This is a genomic window from Amycolatopsis sp. NPDC041971 (genome assembly GCF_055588925.1).
In genome coordinates this window covers 794,569-812,523 of record NZ_JBVJCE010000001.1, presented here as the reverse complement: position 1 = coordinate 812,523, position 17,955 = coordinate 794,569, and the positions used below count along the sequence as shown (strand labels likewise).

Here is a 17,955-nt window from a genome sequence, read left to right as displayed (position 1 = left end):
GCGCTACTCGGGCTGTTTCAGCACCTCGGCCAGCCGGACGGCGGCCACGACGACCGCCGGGCCCACCACGGAGGCGTCCAGCGGCTCCAGCGACACGACGCCGATGCTGGCCTTCAAGCCCGGTACCCCGCGCACGGGCGCGGCGACTCCGGACGCGCCCGCCTCCAGTTCACCGGACGAGGTGACCCAGCCTTCGCCGCCGGGGCGCAGCGTGATCGCCTTGCCCGCCGCGCCGGCCGACAGCGGATGCCGGGTGCCGACGCGATAGGCCACGTGGAAGCTCGTCCACGACGGTTCGACGACCGCGACGGCCTGCGCCTGGTCCCCCTGCGCGACCGACAGGTGCGCCGTCGCGCCGACCTTCTCCGCCAGTTCGCGCAAGACCGGCCTGGCCGCCTCCCGCAGCTGCGGGAGGACCTGCCCGGCGAGCCGGAGCAGGCCGACACCCAGCCGCACCTTGTTGCCGTCGCGCCACACCAGGCCGCGTTCGGACAGCGGGACGAGCAGCCGGTAGACGGCGGCTCGGCTCGCGCCGATGGCGACGGCGAGTTCGGAGATCGTCGCCGCCTCGCCCCCGGCGTCCGCCACCGCCTGCAACAGCGCGAGCCCTCTGTCCAGAGTCAGCGACCCTTCGCGAGTCACAGCAACCCCGGCCAAGACTGACTCGACCGAGACTCACGCAACCAAGCCTCCCGCAACCGAGGGTTCCGCAACCGAGGCTCACGCGACCAAAAGTCCCTTGATCCCTTGAAGTCGCGCCTTTCGGCCGAAGGCCCCGCTATCGCGATGACAGGGCGCCCTCCAAGCACACGCGACCTCCTACGCTCACGAGCGCCCTGGCAGCGCGATCGCGGCAGCGCGATAGACAACACCGCGATGTTCAATGCAGCAGTCCGAGTTCTCCGAGGTCGGCGACGGGCTCCTCGAACGACGCCGCCGCGTACGAGGCGAAGAACCCGCGAACGGCTTTCGCGGCCGGTTCCGACAATCCCTTGGCCTCGGCGGCCAGTGCGGCGGCGTCGGTCGACGCGAGGGCGGCGCGCACGTCGCCGCCCGAGAGGCACCGCGCGGACGCGACGATCAGGTTCAGGAATCCGTGGTGGGTGAAGCCGCTCGTCTCCTCGGTGTGCCGGACGGCGCGGTGCAGGCTGTTCGTCGCCTTGAACGACGCCCCGCTCGAGCCGCTGACCACCGCGAGGAAGTCGGCGACCTCGTCGACGCTGGGGAAGTTCTCGCCCGCCTTGCCGCCGCAGCGGATCTTCGGCCAGCTGCCATGCTCGATCACCTTCCGCACGCCGTCCAGCCAGCCGACGCCGCGGCGTGGTTCGACCACGCGGATGACGTCCTCGGGCACGAACTCGGAGACGCGCTCCAGCCAGACCTCGTCGACGTCCGAGGGCGCCGGCATCTCCACCATGCGCAGCGCGAGGATCTCGCTGCGCGATTCGACGATGGAGATCGCCTTCGGGACCCCGCCGAGGCCGGTGTCGATGATCAGCGACAGCGGCAGCGGTTCCTTGGGTTTGATCTTGATGAGTTCGGTGATGAGCTCGGGCAGCCTCGACGCCTGGCACAGGAACACACCGAGGATGCCGGAGTGTTCACCGGCCCTCGACGCGAAGTACGCGCGCAGCGCTTCGGGCATGGACGCCTCGCCGGGCGGGAACAACGCCGAGTCGTCGACGAGCCGCGCGAACAGGGGAGGGATTCCTCGGGGGCCGGGTGGCGTGAGTTCCACAGCGCTTGACACGACTGACACGCTAGTAGCGTACGACATGAGGACAAAATCGTTCGCACAACGGACACGTTCCGGGGAGATTCCGATGCCTTACTACCGGCAGGTAGGCGAGATCCCGCACAAGCGCCACACCGCGTTCCGCAAGCCCGACGGGGGCCTGTACGCCGAGGAACTGATGGGTGTCGAGGGCTTCTCGGCGGACTCGGCGCTGCTCTATCACCGCGGGCTGCCCACCGCGATCGTCGACGCCGTCGCGGTCGAGGACGAACGCGGCCCGATCACCCCGAACCATCCGCTCAAGCCGCGCGCCTTCAAGACCCACGACCTCGAGTTCGGCGACGCCGACGCGGTCACCGACCGGCGGCGGCTGTTCGGCAACGCCGACGTCACCATCGGCTTCGTCCACGCGACCAAGCCGTCGCCGCTGTACCGCAACGCGGCCGGCGACGAGCTGTTCTACGTCCAGGGCGGCGGCGCGACCGTCGAGACGATCTACGGCTCGCTCGAGGTCGGCGACGGCGACTACCTCGTCATCCCGACGTCGTGCACCTACCGGGTGCTCCCGCACGACGACGGCGGAGTCAAGCTGCTGACCATCGAGGCGCGCGGCCACATCGGCCCGCCGAAGCGGTACCTGTCGGCGAAGGGCCAGTTCCTGGAGCACTCGCCGTACTGCGAACGCGACCTCCGCGGCCCGTCCGAGCCGCTGGTCGTCGACGGCACCGACGTCGAGGTCCTCGTGCGGCACCGCGCCGGGCTGACCCGCTACACCTACGCGACCCACCCGTTCGACGTCGTCGGCTGGGACGGTTGCCTGTACCCGTGGGTGTTCAACATCGACGACTTCGAGCCGATCACCGGCCGCGTGCACCAGCCGCCGCCCGTGCACCAGACGTTCGAGGGACCGAACTTCGTGGTCTGCTCGTTCTGCCCGCGCAAGGTCGACTACCACCCCGAGTCGATCCCGGTGCCGTACAACCACGCGAACGTCGACTCCGACGAGTTGATGTTCTACGTCCGCGGGAATTACGAGGCGCGTAAGGGGTCCGGGATCGAGGTCGGCTCGCTTTCACTGCACCCGTCCGGCTTCACGCACGGGCCGCAGCCCGGCGCCGCGGAGGCGTCGATCGGCGCCCAGTTCTTCGACGAGACCGCGGTCATGGTGGACACCTTCGCACCGCTGGAACTCGGCGAAGCGGCCGAGGCCTCGGAGGACCCCGGTTACGCGTGGACCTGGTCCGGACGCGGCCCCGACGCCTGAAGCGCCATGCATTCAGTCCTCTGAATGCGGCGTTTCGAGGCAGGCGCGAGCAGGTGCCCACGCATTCAGAGGACTGAATGCGGCGGGGTGGCGGGATAACTACCGCCACGGCCGCAACGGTTCGGCAACGCGATGCCTGGCAAGGCGAAACCTCCGGATAATCGGTGTCCCCACCGCTGGAGGTCCCCATGGTCGTGAATCCCGGGCAGTCCCGAGGCGGCCGGAAGGTGCTGGCGTTCGTGGCCGCGGCGGTGGTCGCCATCGGCCTGATCATCGGCTTGCGCGCGCTCACGAGCGATTCCGGCGAGGAGGCCGCGGAAGCGAAGTGCACGACGGGCGACGCGGTCAAGTTGCAGGTGTCGTCGTCGCCGGAGAAAGCGGGCGTCGTCACCGAGATCGCCAAGGGCTACAGCGGCCGCACGGTGGCCGGCCGCTGCGTCGACGTGCTCGTGCAGTCGAAATCGTCCGGAACCGCGATGCAGGCGTTGTCCCGAGGCTGGAACGAGGCGGTGGACGGCCCGCGGCCGGATGTCTGGACACCCGCGGCGTCCGGCTGGGTGAACCTGCTGCGCCAGAACCTCACCGGCACCGACCACCCCGCACTGGTCCCCGAAGGCGACCCGGAATCGGTCGCGAACGCTCCGCTGGTCGTCGCCATGCCGAAACCGATGGCCGAAGCGCTCGGCTGGCCTGGCAAGGGCATCGGCTGGAAGGATCTCGCCGCGCTCGCCACGGATCCGCAGGGCTGGGCCAAGTACGGCCACCCGGAGTGGGGGAAATTCCGGCTGGGTAAGACGAATCCGAACATCTCGACCTCCGGCCTCAACGCCACCATCGGCGCCTACTACGCGGCGACGGGTACGTCTTCGGACCTCACCGCGAACGCGCTCGCGAAACCGGAGGCGCGGACGTTCGTACAGAACGTCGAGCAGGCCATCGTCCACTACGGCGACAACACGCTGACGTTCCTGACGAACCTGCAGAAGGCCGACGACCGCGGTGCCGCGATGTCGTACATCTCGGCGGTGACGGTCGAGGAGAACTCGCTCGTCGGCTACAACCAGGGCAATCCCACCAACGACCCGGGGAAACGCGGGCAGCACGCGCCGCCGAAGGTGCCGCTCGTGGGGATCTACCCGAGCGACGGCACGCTCAACTCCGATCACCCGTTCACCGTGCTGAACTGGGCCGACGACCTCCACAAGCAGGTCGCGGCGGACTTCCTCGCCCATCTGCGTGGCGCCGAGGCGCAGCAGAAGTTCAGCGACATCGGCTTCCGCACGTTCGACGGGAAGCCCGGCTCGCAGACCACGAAGGAGAACGGCGCCGAGCCGGATGCGAAGCTCAACCTCATCCGCCCGCCGAGCCCGCCGGTGCTGACCGAGGTGCTGAAGTCGTGGAAGGACCTGCGGAAGAAGGCGAACGTGCTGCTGGTCGTCGACGTCTCCGGCTCGATGGGCGACGGTGTCGGCGGGACGGGGAAGAACAAGATGGATCTCGCGAAACAGGCGGCCGTGGCATCGTTGCCGCAGTTCAGCGACGCGGACAAGGTCGGGCTGTGGATGTTCTCGACGAAACTGAGCGGCGACAAGGACTACGTCGAACTCCGGCCGGTGTCGCCGATCGGCGGTGAGCCGGGCAGGCAGGAACTCGCGTCGCGGCTGAACGGGCTGACCCCCCAGAACGGGACGGGACTCTACGACTCGTCGCTCGCGGCCTACGAATTCATGAAGCAGCGGCTGGATCCGAACGCGATCAACGCCGTCGTCGTGCTCACCGACGGCCGGAACGAGGATCCGGGCGGCATCGATCTGCCGAACCTCATCGGGCAACTGCGGACCGAGGGTGGTGGCGAAGCGGTGCGCATGTTCACCATCGCCTACGGCTCCGACGCGGACTTGGACGTGCTCAAGGAAATCGCCGAAACCACCCAGGGCGTCGGGTACGACTCGTCCAAACCGGACTCGATCGACCAGGTCTTCACCGCCGTCATCTCGAATTTCTGAGATCCTCGGATATGCGTTTCGTCCGTGAGTTGGGTGAGCCGTGGGGACTGCTCCTCGCGGCGACGTCGGCCGGTGCGGCCTGGGCGGTGCAACTGCCGGTGCTCGCCGCGCTCGGCGTCGGCGTGACCGTGCTCGCCGCCCGCGCCGGGGTCGCCGCCGCCACGCGGCCGAAACCGGAGCCCGAACCCGAAGAGCGGGCTCTTCCCGACGTCGAGCCGAACTCACCGGAGGCGGGCTGGTTGCGGCGCGCGGAAGCCGCGGCCGAAGGATTCCGGTCGATTTCCGGGTCGCTCGGCACCGGCCCGCTCGCCGACCGGGTGGCCGACATGGAGCCGGTGGTGCGGGAAACCGTCGAGACCCTGCGGCGGCTGGCAGGCCGCACCTCCGCCACCGGGAAGGCGTTGGCACGCGTGGATCTCGGCGCGGTGTCGGCCGAGAAAGCCCGGCTGCGCAAGGAGTTGAAGACCGCCGACGACGACATCCGCGGTGACCTGACCCAGTCGCTCGAAGCCGTGCGGGCACAGGAAGACGTACACGGGCGGCTTTCGAGCGCACAGCGGAAACTGCTGGCACAGCTGCGCTCCGGTGCGCTCGGACTCGACGGCCTGGTCGCCAGGGCGGCCGAACTTTCGACCGCCGCCGGCGATTCGCTGCTCGACACCACGACCATCGGCGAGCTGAGCGAGCAGCTCGAAGGGATCCGGCGGGGTGTCGTGGAGACCGAAGAAGCGACGCGGCGCTCGCTCAGTTGACCGGTAGGGACGGTGGGAACGTGAATCGTCGCGGCTGAGGCTGGTGTGGGTGCGCGAGGCATCTACCCGAACGACTCACCACTTACCGCCCGAACTTGACCGGCCCGAAAACCGCGTGCCCGGGCACTCCGGCCTTCGCCACCTTCCCGGCCACCGGCACGCCGAGCACCCACAGCCGCCCGGTCGCGGCGATGTTCGCGGCCAGCGACGGATCCGAACCACCGGCTCGGACGGCGACCTCGCGACCGTCGGGCAGGACCGTCCGGCCTTTCACGGTCACCATGCCGAAGAGGTTGACCGACGCCGGTCCGGAAATGACGGCGAGTTCGGTCCACCGCGGCTCGGGCACCGGCCTGGACAGCACGAGCGCCGCGATGGCGATGCCGATCACCGCCAGTGCGCAGAGACCCGCGAGGATCCGCGCGTCCAGCACGATGACGCTGCGGCGGTCCGGGAAATCGACGACCACCCAGACCGAGAAGGCGGCCGCGGCCAGGGCGAGCCCGGCGCCGAGAAGGTAGTACGACGCCAGCAGCCGCCGTTGCAGCGAAAGCAGCCGTCCCGGCGAGACCGGCTCCGCGCCGAACTGCGTCGATCCCTTCGGCGGCGCGTCGCGGAATGAGCCGCGCCGTCCGGTGATGACGCCGGGAAGCAGGACGAACCGGCCCAGCACCCACAGCCTTCGCTGGGCCGCGAGTTGCGCGCGAAGCGGAGCGGGCAGCCGTACGACCAGCCAGCGTCCGTCGAGCGGGACGCTCACCTTCGCACCGGCCACGACGGCGCTGTCCAGCACGTTAACCAGGCGGAACGGCTCTTGGACAAGCTTCCGCATCGACAAGGATCCGGCAACCGTGAGAAAGCCGTAGTAAGCCGAAATCGGTGTCATGTAGGCAAGGAGGAAGACCGGCACGGCGATCCCGTACCGGCCCGTGGCCAGCAGGACCGCGCCCAGTACTCCGAACAGTCCGGTCGCGCAGGCCAGCGTGCCCGCGGTGACGGCCGAACGGTCGAGCGTGTTCACCAGGACCGGCATGTTCACCGCCGGAATCCCTTCGGGTGGTTCGAGCACCCGGATTCTGTGGTCCTCCACCTGGTCAACGTATACGCGTGCGGAGAGAAGTGATCCACGCTACTTCCACTCGACGACCAGATCAGGTTAGGCTCACCTAACCAGGAGGTGAGCCGTGACCACACCGACGTCCATTCGCCGCCCGCCGGCGCCGAACCCCGCGGAACGCGCGAAGACGATCGCCACCCGCAACGGCCCGGCGACGCTGATGCCGACCGCCGAGCAACGTGACCAGCCAGGACCGTACGGCCGCGTGATCCCCGAGCTGCACCACGTGCACCCGAGCGGCAGCGTCAGCATCCTGCTGCCGGACGAGTACCCCCTGGTGAAACGCGCGCACGAGGCCCAGCGCGGTGAGCTCGCGGTGATGGTCGAGCTGACCGATCAGGCGCCGGTCGACCTGCGCGAACCCATTCGCGGGCTGTTGTGGATCACGGGCTGGCTCCGCCCGCTTTCCGAGGTCTCGGCACGCGCCCGTGCCGTCTCCATCGCCGAAACCCGGCCGGACGAGCGGCTGCTGGACGTCGGGCACGGGCTGACGCTGCTGCGCCTGACCCCGGCGTCGCTGGTGCTCGCCGACGCCGAGGGCACGCATTCGCTCCGGCCGCACATGTTCAGCGCCGCGCCGCCGGATCCGTTCCACGATTACGAGGCCGCTTGGCTGCGGCATCTGGAGACCGACCACGCCGACGTCGTCCAGCAGCTCGCCAAGCACGTGCCCGCCGAACTGCGCGGCGGCTGGATCCGGCCCCTCGGGCTGGACCGCTATGGCCTGCGGCTGCGCGTCGAGGCCGACTCCGGCGACCATGACGTCCGGCTCGCGTTCTCGCGTCCGGTCGACGGGCCACAGCAGTTGAGCGGCGAGATCCGCCGCCTCGTCGGCTGTCCCTACTTTCCCCAGGGTTAGGCGAGCCCCGCCGGGAAACCGCCCTTGGCGACCGGGCCCCAGGATTCGATGGTGACGCGGATGATGCTCTTTCCCTGCTTCACCATCGCTTCGCGGTATTCGTCCCAGTCAGGGTGTTCGCCGGAGATCGCGCGGTAGTAGTCGACCAGCGGCTCGACCGAGTCGGGGAGGTCGAGCACCTCGGCGGTGCCGTTCAGCTGGACCCACTGGTCGTTCCACTCGTCGGAAAGGACACAGGCGGACACCTTCGGCTCGCGTCGCACGTTGACGACCTTCGCGCGCTTCGGGTACGTGGAGATGACCAGCCGGCCTTCGGCATCGACACCGCAGGTCACCGGGGAAAGCTGGGGGCCGCCGTCGGCCTTCGTGGTCATCAGGATGGCGCGGTGGCGGGTGGACAGGAAATCGACGAGCGCGGCGCGGTCGACGGTTTCGTTGGTCGCGATGCTCCTTGGCATGCCCCGACGGTAGCTTGTGTGGGATGAGCTGGCTGCGTCCCGAACGCCCGGCGCTGCCGGAATTCGTGGAAGATCCGGCGCGCCGCCGCGCGATCGTCATCGAACTGGTCGTCGTCTTCGGCATCACCCTCGGTCTGTCCGGGCTGCGCAGCCTGCTGTCCCTTGTGGACTCGCTGTTGCAACCGGTGCCGCTGGCACAGCAGCAGGCCCAGCTGAACGTCCCCCAGGCGACGCTGAGCCTGGTCGACCTGCTCAAACAGCTGCTGAGCGCCGGCCAGCTGGTCGGTTGGGGCGCGCTCGGGCTGTACCTGTTGTGGCGTGGCGGGATGAAGCTCGCGGAGATCGGGCTCGACCGACAGCGTCCCGGCCGCGACGTCGTCCATGGGCTGTTGCTCGCCGCTGTGATCGGGATTCCGGGGCTGGGGCTGTACTTCCTCTCCTACGGCCTCGGGTTCAGCCTGTCGGTGCAACCGTCCACTTTGGGCGAGACGTGGTGGCGTCCGATCACGCTGACGTTGTCGGCCTTCGGGAACGCGTTCGCCGAAGAGGTGCTCGTCGTCGCGTACTTGCTGACCAGGCTGCGCCAGCTCGGATGGCGCGAGAACACCTCGCTGGTCGCCTCGTCGGTGCTTCGCGGGTCGTACCACCTGTATCAGGGGTTCGGCGGTTTCGTCGGCAACATCGTGATGGGCCTGGTGTTCGGCAGGCTTTGGCAGAAGACGAACCGGCTGTGGCCGCTGGTCGCCGCGCACACCGCGCTGGATTTCGTTTCCTTCGTCGGATACGCGCTGCTCAAAGGGCGAGTTTCCTGGTTGCCCTAGCTAGGGTGGACCAGTGATTGACGAGACGACTCCACCCCGAGTTGACAGCGAAGTCGGCCCCCTGCGCGCGGTGCTCCTGCACAGGCCCGGCAACGAGCTCAAAAGGCTCACGCCTCGCAACAACGACCAGCTCCTGTTCGATTCCATCCCGTGGGTGGACCGCGCGCAGGAGGAGCACGACGCGTTCGCCGAGGTGCTGCGCGGCCGCGGCGTCGAGGTGCTGCTGCTGGCCGACGCGCTGCGCACGGCACTCGCCGACGCCCGCGCCCACGCGGCCGGGGTGCACGCGGCGGTCGACGAGCGGCGGCTCGGCCCCGACCTGGCCGATTCGCTCCGATCCCATCTGTCGAGTGTCTCTCCGGCGGTGCTGGCCGAGACCCTGATGGCGGGTATGACCTTCGAGGAACTGCCCGCCGCCGAGGGCGCCTCACTGGTCCGGCTGATGAACCCTCCGAACGACTTCGCCGTCGATCCGCTGCCGAACCTGCTGTTCACCCGCGACTCGTCGGCCTGGATCGGCGACCGGGTCGCGGTCTCCTCGCTCACCATGCCCGCCCGTGTCCGCGAGACGGCGGTGCTGGACCTGATCTACGCCTACCACCCGTGGTTCCGGCACGCGTCCCGCGCGTACGGCGCGCATTCGGCGCCGATCGAAGGCGGCGACGTCATGCTGCTCTCGCCGGGTGTCCTGGCCATCGGCGTCGGCGAGCGGACGACGGCCGCGGGCGCGGAGTCGCTGGCGCGGTCGGTGTTCACCGACGGTATCGCGCACACCGTGCTCGCCGTCCCGATCCAGCAGACCCGCGCGACGATGCATCTGGACACCGTCTGCACGATGGTCGCGGCCGACGCCGTCGTCATGTACCCGCTTTCCCGTGATTCGCTGACCGCGTTCACCATGCGGCCCACCGACGACGGTTCCGTGAAGGTGGAAGGCCCGGCGCCATTCCTCACGGCGGCCGCCGAAGCAATGGGAATCGAACGCCTCCGCGTCATCGACACCGGGCTCGATCCGGTCACCGCGGAACGTGAGCAATGGGACGACGGGAACAACACCCTCGCCCTCGCCCCCGGCGTCGTCGTCGGATACGAACGTAATGTGGAAACCAATGCCCGCCTGGAGGAAGCCGGGATCGAGGTACTGGCGATCACCGGCTCCGAGCTGGGCTCCGGCCGCGGCGGGCCGCGCTGCATGTCGTGCCCGATCCGGCGTGAAAGCATCTGAAACAAAATCAAGTAAGCCTTCCCTAATCGGTCGTAATCGATTAGGGAAGGCTTACTTAATTGAGGTGATCCTATTGTCGGTAATGGTAACCTAATAGGAGGCACATCACCAGAGCCAAGTGGAAATCGAATAGGTGATGACGTATCTTTGTACGCATGGCCCTCCTCAAGAAGCAACCGCGCTCGAAGTTCTATGAACTGCTGCAGGCGCAGATCCACAATGAGTTCAACGCCTCCCAGCAGTACATCGCGCTGGCGGTCTGGTTCGACGCCGAGGACCTGCCGCAGCTCGCGAAGCATTTCTACAAGCAGTCCGTCGAGGAGCGGAACCACGCGATGGCGCTGATCCAGTACATGCTGGACACCGACCACCACGTGGAGATCCCCGGCACCGGCGACGTGCGCAACACCTTCTCCGACGTCACCGAACTCATCGAGCTCGCGCTGCAGCAGGAAAAGGACGTCGCGACCGACATCCAGCAGCTGGCCAAGGCCGCCCGCGCCGAAGAGGACTACATCGGCGAGCAGTTCACGCAGTGGTTCCTCAAGGAGCAGGTCGAAGAGATCTCCCAGATGTCCACGCTGCTCAACATCGTCAAGCGCGCGAACGGCAACCTGTTCGAGGTGGAGAACCACCTGCACCGCGAGTCCGTCGGCGACAGCGGCGCCGACTCGGGGATGCCCCCGGTCGCGGGCGGCGCGCTCTGAGGCACTGACGCTCTCCCACCACAGGGAAAACCCGGGCTCTCCCCCTTGGAGCAGCCCGGGTTTTCTCTTTTCGCGGATGCCTCAGCTGAACTGGCACTCCTGGTTGATGCTGGTCAGCAGGATGCTCACGGCCGCTCCGTCGTCGGACACGAAGATCCGGTACGCGCTCACCGCGCTCACCGGTGCCACGTAAGCGCTGCCGTCCTTGATGCTGCCGGGATACGCGGCGAGGATGTCCGCCTCGGTCGAACCGACGCCGATCCCCTCCGGCGTGTGCACCGTGCCCGCCGGGTTGATGACGGTGATCCCGTCGCCCTCGGTCAGCGACACCGACGTCGGCCCCGGAACGGCGGCGCCCTCCGCGTAGCCGTAGGTGCAGGCGCCACGGACCTCTTTCGCCCGCAGCGGACCGGCGGTGGCTTCCGCCTCGGACTGGCTCATCCCGAGCCGGAGCTTGCCGAAGCCGACGGCGGTCAGCAGAGCGCCGGAAGTCACCTTGCCCTGCGTGGGCGGCTTCGTGGCGACAGTGCTCTTCGGCGGCGTGGCGGGCCCGCCGGGGGCCGTCGACGGCGGAGACGCGGACGTCTGGCTCGGCGGGGCCGCCGGCGAGGACACCGACGGCTCCGGACTCGCCGGCCCGGGCTGCGCCAAGCTCGACGAGGGTGCCCCCATGGTGAGCTGGTCACCGCCGGGAAAGGCAGCGCCGTTGTCCTTGTCGTGGATCGTGAAGATCGTGAGCCCACTACCCAGCATGACCACCGCGGCGGCCATCCCGCTCGTCGTCTGTATCAGCTGACGACGTCGACGGCGGCGACGGGCGCCCGCGACGATCGTCTCGGGATTCAGCGTGGAGCCCACGCCCAACCGGTCATCCGAGAACAGGTCACGCAGCTTCTGCCGCACGTCCTCTTCGGACATGTTCATCCCGCTTCCCTCCCTTCGTCCTTGGGCTCGATCAGGGCGAGCTTCGTGCGCAACGAAGCGATCGCCTTGCTCGCCTGGCTTTTGACGGTGCCCTGGCTGACCCCGAGCGAATCCGCGATCTCCGCTTCGGACAGCCCTTCGTAGTAACGCAGGACCATAACCGCGCGTTGCCTCGGCGGCAGCGCGCGTAACGCCTGCCACAGCGGCTCGTGTTCGAACGGGTCGGCCGGACTGTACGGCTGGGTCTCCGGCAGGTCGGCGACCAGGCTCTCGCGTTTGGTCCGGCGCCAGCGGCTGATGTGCGCGTTGGCCATCGAACGGCGGATGTAGGCCATCGGGTCGCCGGTCTTGTGCTGGACGTACGACCAGCGGGAACCGATCTTCTCCAGCACCGTCTGGACCAGGTCGCCGGCGTCGTGCGGATTCCCGGTGAGGGCGTGCCCGTACCGCAGTAGCCCCGGCAGGCCGGCCCGCACGAAGTCGCCGAAGTCGGTGAGCTCACCCGGCACGTCACTCTCCCGGCTCTCGCCGGTCCACCGGACGTCGGTCGCCGGCATGACCGTCGCGGCTGCGGTCACCGTATCGCCTCCTCCCGGAGTCACCCGGCCAGGTTCACCTGGCTCACCTCTCCCGAAACGCATGACCGCCCCCACAGGTTGTCTTCTGCCGCGAACCAATTCGAGAGACGCCCGTTCTCCGGAGAAGCCGCCTGCTTCAACGTCTCGACAGGGACTCGGGAATTCTGAACGAACCGTCCCCCTGAACAGGGAATTCGTGTACGGCCACCACAGCGTTACGCGGTATCGGGCCGTAGACGTGCGGGAACTGGATTCCCGCCGGATGCGGCGGGTCGCCGTCCTCCCAGACGACGGGCGCGCCGACGAGCATCGGGTCGATCTCCAGCAACACCAGATCGGTGCGGCCGGGGAACACGGCGTTGGCCGGGATATGCGCCGTTCCGGGGTCCGAACAGTGGATGAAGCCGTCGGAATCGAGCGACGCGGCGGTGTAGACGCCGCCTTCGGGCACGGCCGCCCAGTCGGCTCGCCCGCAGATGTGGAGGATCACGCGACCATCCTCGCGCATTTCGTCCTCTGAATGCGGTGGTTGCGCGTGCAACCACCGCATCCAGAGGACGAAATGCGAGGGGGTCAGCGGATGGTGAGCTGGCGGCCGATCAGGCCGTCGCGTGAGCGCCGCTCGGCGGCGTCGAGCGGCTCGGTGTCGAGGGACTTCAGCGCGGCCTCGAGCCGGACGCCGAGCTGGTCCTTCGCGTCGGCCCACTCGCGGGCGTGGGCCTCGGTGTCGAGATCCCACACCGGGACGAGCAGCCCGTGCGCGCGGAACGAACCGGCGTAGCGCGAGCCTTCGCCGAGGCCCAGCTCACCGGCCGCGGACAGCCGCGCAAGCGCTTGCAGCAGCAGGTTCTCCGGTTCGGGACGGACCCAGCGCAGGTGCGCCTTCTCACCGGCGAGCACCCAGTACACGCCCGCGCCGAGACGTTCGGTCGGCATGATCGCCGCGTTCGCGCGCTCGAGCGACAGCGCGACATCGCCGCTCGCGTCGGCGTCCTCGGGAAGCCACCAGGCGAAGTCGTTGTAGAGCGTGACGTCGAGTTCGGTCTTCACGTCGAGCAGGTCCTGGAGACGGGCCTTCTCGTCGGCGGTGGGCGGCGTCGTGGTGTCCGGCACGGACAGCACGTCACCCTCCTTGGCCTCCAGCACCCACCGCAGCGCGCGGCCGAGGTCGCGGCTGATGTCCGAGGACCGGGTCTGCACCTGCATCCCGATGTAGCGCTCGCCGTCGGACCGGACGAACGCGGCCGCCGCCATCGGCAGCACGGTGGCGAGGGTGACCTTCTCGCCGGAGCCCGCCAGCGTGAGCGTCGCCGTCGCCGACGGGACGAACTCGCGCAGCGCGATCAGCTCGGTCTCCGCCGCGAGCCCCTCGAAGGGCTGGCCGACGAAGACGTCGCGCACCTTCGGCTTGCGATCCGAGGTCGTCTTGGGACCCTTCTTGCGCGAACCCTTGCCCACGTCAGCCTCCTCAAAGCTCGGTTCGGAACGCTATCGCGGGAAGGGCGTGGGGCGCGTAAGGCCCCCCGCCTTCCCACGCGCGCTCAGGACCGCGCGTCCGGACGACGGCGCGCCGCCGAGAACCTTCGAGACCTGCTCCTTCTTGCCCTCCGGGACGACCTTCACCGTTGCGGGGCTCGCGGGCATCGCAGAGCATGACGAATAAGCGTGGAAATACCCCGGTTTCACCCCGACCCGAGGTTCAGCGGTATCGGTGACGAAAACATCTCGGATGGCACCCTGTCTCCCTTTAATCGACCGGATCGGCCGATTTCAGCGGCCATTCGGGTATCACGGAAACGTGCGGGAAAAAGGTCGTCGCCATCCGGATGATCGAACCACGGGTGATCAGCCTGCCCAATTCTGCTCACCGCGGCTAATAATGATCATGACGCCATCCGGGTGTCGTAGTTCAGCGAAAGGATCACTGATGAGCATCTTCAAGCGCCGGGCCACCTTGGCCGCGTTGCCCGTGGCACTCGGGCTGTTGCTGGCCGGGCCCGCCGTGGGCACGGCCTCGGCCACGTCCTCGTCCGATTCGGCCGACCAGGCGCGCTGTCTGCTGCTGTGTTCCAGCAATCACTATTACCATCCTTATTACCATCACCATTGGCACCATTGGCACCACGGCCATCTCCTGGGGCTCGGGCTGTAGCCGCGACCGCGGCCGTCGGCCGCGCCGGGGCGGACGCCCCGGCGCGGAGCCCGGCCGAGTTAAAGTCGGCGAGTGTTCGACATCGCCGACCCGGCCTTCCTCGCGAATCCGTACCCGTATTTCGCCGACCTCCGCGAGCACGGTGAAGTCCACCGGCATGACGGCCTCGGCATCGCCGTGGCGGTGTCGCACGCGGCGTCGGCCGCGGTCCTGCGGCATCGCGGGCTCGGCCGGATCTGGCAGGACGCGCTGCCGGTGGAGCGGTTCGCGTCGTTCAACCTGCTGCACCGCAGCTCGCTGCTGGAGAACGAGCCGCCCGCCCACACGCGGCTGCGCCGGGTGATCGCGGGCGCGTTCGGGCGCGGGCACGTCCAGCGGCTGCGGCCGATGGTCGCCGAACTCGCCGACGGCATGGTCGACGGGCTCGCCGCCGAAATCGCCGAGACCGGTTCGGCCGACCTGCTGGCCCATCTCGCGCAGCCGCTGCCGGTCGCGGTCATCGCGGAACTCCTGGGCGTCCCGGTCGAGGACGGGCCGCGCATGGTCGCGTGGTCGAACCACATCGTCAAGATGTACGAGTACGGCCTCGCCGAGGAGAAGCGCGACACCGCCGAAACAGCGTCCGCGGAGTTCGTCGAGTACCTGCGTGACGTCGCGAAGCAGCGCGCGGCCTCCCCTGGCGACGACATCGTCAGCGATCTTCTGCGCGGTGAGCTCACCGAGGACGAACTGGTCGCGACCGCGGTCCTGCTGCTGATGGCCGGGCACGAGGCGACGGTGAACGTCATCGGGAACGGCGTCAACGCGCTGCTGACCCACCGCGACCAGTGGGAGCGGCTGGTGGCTTCCCCGGATCTACTGGACCCGTGCGTCGAGGAGCTGATCCGCTTCGACGCGCCGCTCCAGCTCTTCGAGCGGACGGCGACCGCCGACGTCGAGATCGCCGGCTTCCGGGTGGCCGAAAGCGAGAAGATCGGCGCGCTCCTCGGCGCCGCCGCACGGGACCCGGAGGTCTTCGACCGGCCCGACACCCTCGACATCGGCCGCACCCCGAACCCGCACCTCGGCTTCGGAATGGGCATCCACTACTGCATCGGCGCCCCGCTCGCGCGGGTGGAGATCGCGGCCGCGCTGGCCGCCCTTGCCTCGAAGCTGCCGGGCCTGGAACTCGCCGAGCCCCCGGAGCGGCGGCCCGAGTTCGTGATCCGGGGGCTGCGCTCGCTGCCGGTCACCACGGGCTAGGGGTACTCGACGACGACCTCGTAGAGCGCGGCGTTGGGGGTCGCGACCTCCGCGGCACGTTCGGTCGACGCCTTGAACACCTGGTTCTTCCCGGCCGCTTCCCAGGCTTCCTTGCTGTCGTAGTGCGTGACGTTGACGAGCTGGAAGCGCGAATCGGGCAGCAGCGCCCGGTGGAGTTTGGCGTCACGGAAGCCGGGCGCGTCCCGCATCAGCTTCGCGCGCTCCCGCCACGTTTCGACGAACTCGTCCACCCGGTCCGCGGGGATTTCGAAGACATTGATGAAGGTGACGCCGTCGTCGCTCATGCTCACCAGTCTGGAACCTCCAGCGAACTGGAGGTCAACGGTGACGTGGCTCACTTTCCGGACGACGGGAGCAAAGGTCCAGTTCCCCGTGAGGGTCGTGAGTGGCGATGAGGGTTCTAATGGGCGCTCTCTTGGGTACCTACTTGCGTGACCTGCGGCGTTCCTTTGCCTGAGGTCGGGTGTGCAGTACATGAAGGACTCCTTCCTGTACCTAGGCGCAGGGCCCCGGCAAAGTCGCATAGCCGCTGGTCGGTGGGTGTTGCGGTGACAGAGGCGGGTTCGTCACAGTCGCCTGACATCTTTCTCGACTGTCCACATAGGACGTATCCAGGGCTACGGTGCCCGGTTTGGGCGTTTTTCGACCAGGTCGTGAGTGAAAAAGAGGGTTCTAGCCCTAAATTTCACTCACGACCTGGTCGAAGAACGTACATAAACGCGTCAAATGGACATTCAGCGGCCGGATAATGTCCTTTGTGGACACTTGACGCTCAAGGCGCCCTGCCATCCGCTCTCGCGGAAGTCCAGTTCGGATCACCGAAAGCGCCACCGACCAGCGGCTATGTGACTTTGCCGGGACCCTGACCTAGGCGCAAGAATGGGGGCCTTCACGCGCTGTCGCTGTGGCTAGTGACGCTACTGAGGCTCGAGGTGTCGTTCCGGACCCACCCGCAGTAGGTACCTAAGATACCCTTGGTTCCAACCCTCATCGCCACTCACGACCCGAGCGCGAAGCTACACAAGTGCCCAAAGCGGGCAATTCGATTCGGTCAGTGTCCTTTATGGACAGTCAAGAGTGCGCCGAGTCCACTCCCACGCCCTCTCTCGTCAAGTCTCGCGATTTCCCGCAGGTCAACGCACTGAAGAAGCCGGACGTTCACGCCGGTCCGGGTCCGGAGCCCCGTCCACCTTCAGCACGCGAAGCAGGCGAAGGCGCTTCTCCGCCACAGGCGCGAGCAGACCGGACATGCGCCTGACGAGCAGCGCCGTCGCCACCGCCAGCCCTGCCGCGGCCAGATCGGTCAGCGCGACCAGCACGACCCCGTCGGCCAGCGCCTGGACGCCGTCACGGAACCGCCAGACGAGGACGAGCCCGAGCAGCACCCAGTTGAGCATCCAGACGCCCCACCAGGTCAGCACGAGCCGCGACGGCTTCGGCCGGGTTTCCCGCGTCCGGCGCAGGACGGCGTGTTCGAGTTCGGCGACGATCGGCAGCACCATGATCAGGTTCACCACCGGCACCAGCGCGAACACCAACACCTGCCACTGCCGCCTCGGCGGCACCTCGCCGGAGGCGTCCGCGGCCGCGTGCCTCGCCACGAGCAGCCACCACACGGTGAGCCCCGACGGCAGCAGCGAAAGGATCGTCGTGAGCAGGCCGGCGGTGATCACGAAGCTGTCGGAGACGGAGACGACGGACGTCGACAACGCGGAGTCGCGGCTCTGCACCAGCAGGACGTAGCGCCAGATCTCCGACGCCGAGGCGGCGACGGCGAGGACGGCGAAGGTCCACAGCACCGGCATGAGGCTGCGCGTGATCACTCGCAGCCGCTCACCCGCGGTGACCTCACCGGACGCCGTCCCGGGGACCGCGGTCGGACGGCGCCAGACCAGGTTCGGGAAGCCCCACTTCGGCGGGACCGGGTACGACGGCGGACCGGAGTAGCGCTCGGCCACCGGTTCGCGCCGCCGCGGCCAGGCGCCGGGTGGCGGCGACGCGACCCAGCGGACGCGATGATGCGCCGGCTGCCGCGTCGGCGCCGGACGCACCGGTGGGAGTGGCGGCACCGGGGTTCTCGGCGGGTAGTGGCCT

Annotated in this window: 19 protein-coding genes; 9 read left to right on the top strand and 10 right to left on the bottom strand. The window is 68.4% G+C overall.

All coding sequences use genetic code 11. The features are described 5' to 3' along the window. Positions 1-3: 3 nt before the first annotated feature. Complete coding sequence (locus ACZ6DT_RS04060) at positions 4-642, bottom strand: IclR family transcriptional regulator (protein WP_465588247.1); 639 nt, start codon at positions 640-642, stop codon at positions 4-6. Between the two features lie 238 nt (positions 643-880). Beyond that, positions 881-1,738 carry a hypothetical protein gene (locus ACZ6DT_RS04055; RefSeq protein WP_465588834.1) on the bottom strand — a complete coding sequence of 286 codons (858 nt, stop codon included), beginning with the start codon at positions 1,736-1,738 and terminating at the stop codon, positions 881-883. Positions 1,739-1,823: 85 nt separating this feature from the next. Here ACZ6DT_RS04055 and ACZ6DT_RS04050 point away from each other — a divergent pair, with 85 nt between their 5' ends. The 3 genes from ACZ6DT_RS04050 to ACZ6DT_RS04040 all read left to right on the top strand — a co-directional run bounded on the left by ACZ6DT_RS04050 (position 1,824) and on the right by ACZ6DT_RS04040 (position 5,757). Then, positions 1,824-2,999, top strand: coding sequence for a homogentisate 1,2-dioxygenase domain-containing protein (locus ACZ6DT_RS04050; protein WP_465588244.1), 1,176 nt, complete (start codon positions 1,824-1,826; stop codon positions 2,997-2,999). 188 nt (positions 3,000-3,187) lie between these two features. Beyond that, positions 3,188-5,005: a substrate-binding and vWA domain-containing protein gene (locus tag ACZ6DT_RS04045; protein ID WP_465588241.1), complete on the top strand. Its 1,818-nt coding sequence runs from the start codon at positions 3,188-3,190 to the stop codon at positions 5,003-5,005. Positions 5,006-5,016: 11 nt separating this feature from the next. Then, a complete protein-coding gene (locus ACZ6DT_RS04040; RefSeq protein ID WP_465588238.1) occupies positions 5,017-5,757 on the top strand; it encodes a hypothetical protein in 741 nt (246 codons plus the stop codon). 82 nt (positions 5,758-5,839) lie between these two features. On the opposite strand, the gene ACZ6DT_RS04035 is transcribed toward ACZ6DT_RS04040, so the two are convergent. Next, positions 5,840-6,847 carry a hypothetical protein gene (locus tag ACZ6DT_RS04035; protein ID WP_465588235.1) on the bottom strand — a complete coding sequence of 336 codons (1,008 nt, stop codon included), beginning with the start codon at positions 6,845-6,847 and terminating at the stop codon, positions 5,840-5,842. 94 nt (positions 6,848-6,941) lie between these two features. Here ACZ6DT_RS04035 and ACZ6DT_RS04030 point away from each other — a divergent pair, with 94 nt between their 5' ends. After that, positions 6,942-7,733 carry a DUF2470 domain-containing protein gene (locus tag ACZ6DT_RS04030; RefSeq protein ID WP_465588232.1) on the top strand — a complete coding sequence of 264 codons (792 nt, stop codon included), beginning with the start codon at positions 6,942-6,944 and terminating at the stop codon, positions 7,731-7,733. Here ACZ6DT_RS04030 and ACZ6DT_RS04025 read toward each other — a convergent pair. Beyond that, the gene (locus ACZ6DT_RS04025; RefSeq protein WP_465588229.1) at positions 7,730-8,191 is read right to left on the bottom strand and encodes a PPOX class F420-dependent oxidoreductase; all 462 of its coding nucleotides are present in this window, start codon (positions 8,189-8,191) and stop codon (positions 7,730-7,732) included. The genes ACZ6DT_RS04030 and ACZ6DT_RS04025 overlap by 4 nt on opposite strands. Positions 8,192-8,214: 23 nt before the next feature. Between ACZ6DT_RS04025 and ACZ6DT_RS04020 the strand changes: the two genes are divergently transcribed. The 3 genes from ACZ6DT_RS04020 (at position 8,215) to ACZ6DT_RS04010 (ending at position 10,944) form a co-directional block, all read left to right on the top strand. Beyond that, complete coding sequence (locus tag ACZ6DT_RS04020; protein ID WP_465588226.1) at positions 8,215-9,012, top strand: CPBP family intramembrane glutamic endopeptidase; 798 nt, start codon at positions 8,215-8,217, stop codon at positions 9,010-9,012. Positions 9,013-9,025: 13 nt separating this feature from the next. Continuing rightward, positions 9,026-10,237: an arginine deiminase gene (locus ACZ6DT_RS04015; RefSeq protein ID WP_465588223.1), complete on the top strand. Its 1,212-nt coding sequence runs from the start codon at positions 9,026-9,028 to the stop codon at positions 10,235-10,237. Positions 10,238-10,392: 155 nt separating this feature from the next. Further along, on the top strand, positions 10,393-10,944 hold the full coding sequence (locus tag ACZ6DT_RS04010; RefSeq protein ID WP_465588220.1) for a ferritin: 552 nt from the start codon (positions 10,393-10,395) through the stop codon (positions 10,942-10,944). An 81-nt stretch (positions 10,945-11,025) separates the two neighbouring features. On the opposite strand, the gene ACZ6DT_RS04005 is transcribed toward ACZ6DT_RS04010, so the two are convergent. From ACZ6DT_RS04005 to ACZ6DT_RS03990, 4 genes are all read right to left on the bottom strand, one after another. Further along, positions 11,026-11,868: a hypothetical protein gene (locus tag ACZ6DT_RS04005; RefSeq protein WP_465588218.1), complete on the bottom strand. Its 843-nt coding sequence runs from the start codon at positions 11,866-11,868 to the stop codon at positions 11,026-11,028. Continuing rightward, positions 11,865-12,377: a SigE family RNA polymerase sigma factor gene (locus ACZ6DT_RS04000; protein WP_465588831.1), complete on the bottom strand. Its 513-nt coding sequence runs from the start codon at positions 12,375-12,377 to the stop codon at positions 11,865-11,867. The genes ACZ6DT_RS04005 and ACZ6DT_RS04000 overlap by 4 nt, the downstream gene beginning before the upstream one ends. A gap of 205 nt (positions 12,378-12,582) precedes the next feature. Continuing rightward, complete coding sequence (locus ACZ6DT_RS03995) at positions 12,583-12,936, bottom strand: DUF952 domain-containing protein (RefSeq protein WP_465588216.1); 354 nt, start codon at positions 12,934-12,936, stop codon at positions 12,583-12,585. 83 nt (positions 12,937-13,019) lie between these two features. Then, positions 13,020-13,904 carry a DUF5926 family protein gene (locus tag ACZ6DT_RS03990; RefSeq protein WP_465588213.1) on the bottom strand — a complete coding sequence of 295 codons (885 nt, stop codon included), beginning with the start codon at positions 13,902-13,904 and terminating at the stop codon, positions 13,020-13,022. Between the two features lie 469 nt (positions 13,905-14,373). On the opposite strand from ACZ6DT_RS03990, the gene ACZ6DT_RS03985 reads away from it, so the two are divergent. Both ACZ6DT_RS03985 and ACZ6DT_RS03980 read left to right on the top strand, forming a co-directional pair. Beyond that, positions 14,374-14,598 carry a hypothetical protein gene (locus tag ACZ6DT_RS03985; RefSeq protein ID WP_465588211.1) on the top strand — a complete coding sequence of 75 codons (225 nt, stop codon included), beginning with the start codon at positions 14,374-14,376 and terminating at the stop codon, positions 14,596-14,598. A gap of 72 nt (positions 14,599-14,670) precedes the next feature. Further along, positions 14,671-15,840: a cytochrome P450 gene (locus ACZ6DT_RS03980; protein WP_465588208.1), complete on the top strand. Its 1,170-nt coding sequence runs from the start codon at positions 14,671-14,673 to the stop codon at positions 15,838-15,840. Here the strand turns inward: ACZ6DT_RS03980 and ACZ6DT_RS03975 are convergent. Further along, positions 15,837-16,145, bottom strand: a complete 309-nt coding sequence (locus tag ACZ6DT_RS03975) for an antibiotic biosynthesis monooxygenase family protein (RefSeq protein WP_125780432.1) — start codon at positions 16,143-16,145, stop codon at positions 15,837-15,839. The genes ACZ6DT_RS03980 and ACZ6DT_RS03975 overlap by 4 nt on opposite strands. Positions 16,146-16,994: 849 nt before the next feature. Beyond that, complete coding sequence (locus tag ACZ6DT_RS03970) at positions 16,995-17,912, bottom strand: DUF4328 domain-containing protein (protein ID WP_465588205.1); 918 nt, start codon at positions 17,910-17,912, stop codon at positions 16,995-16,997. Positions 17,913-17,955 lie beyond the last annotated feature (43 nt).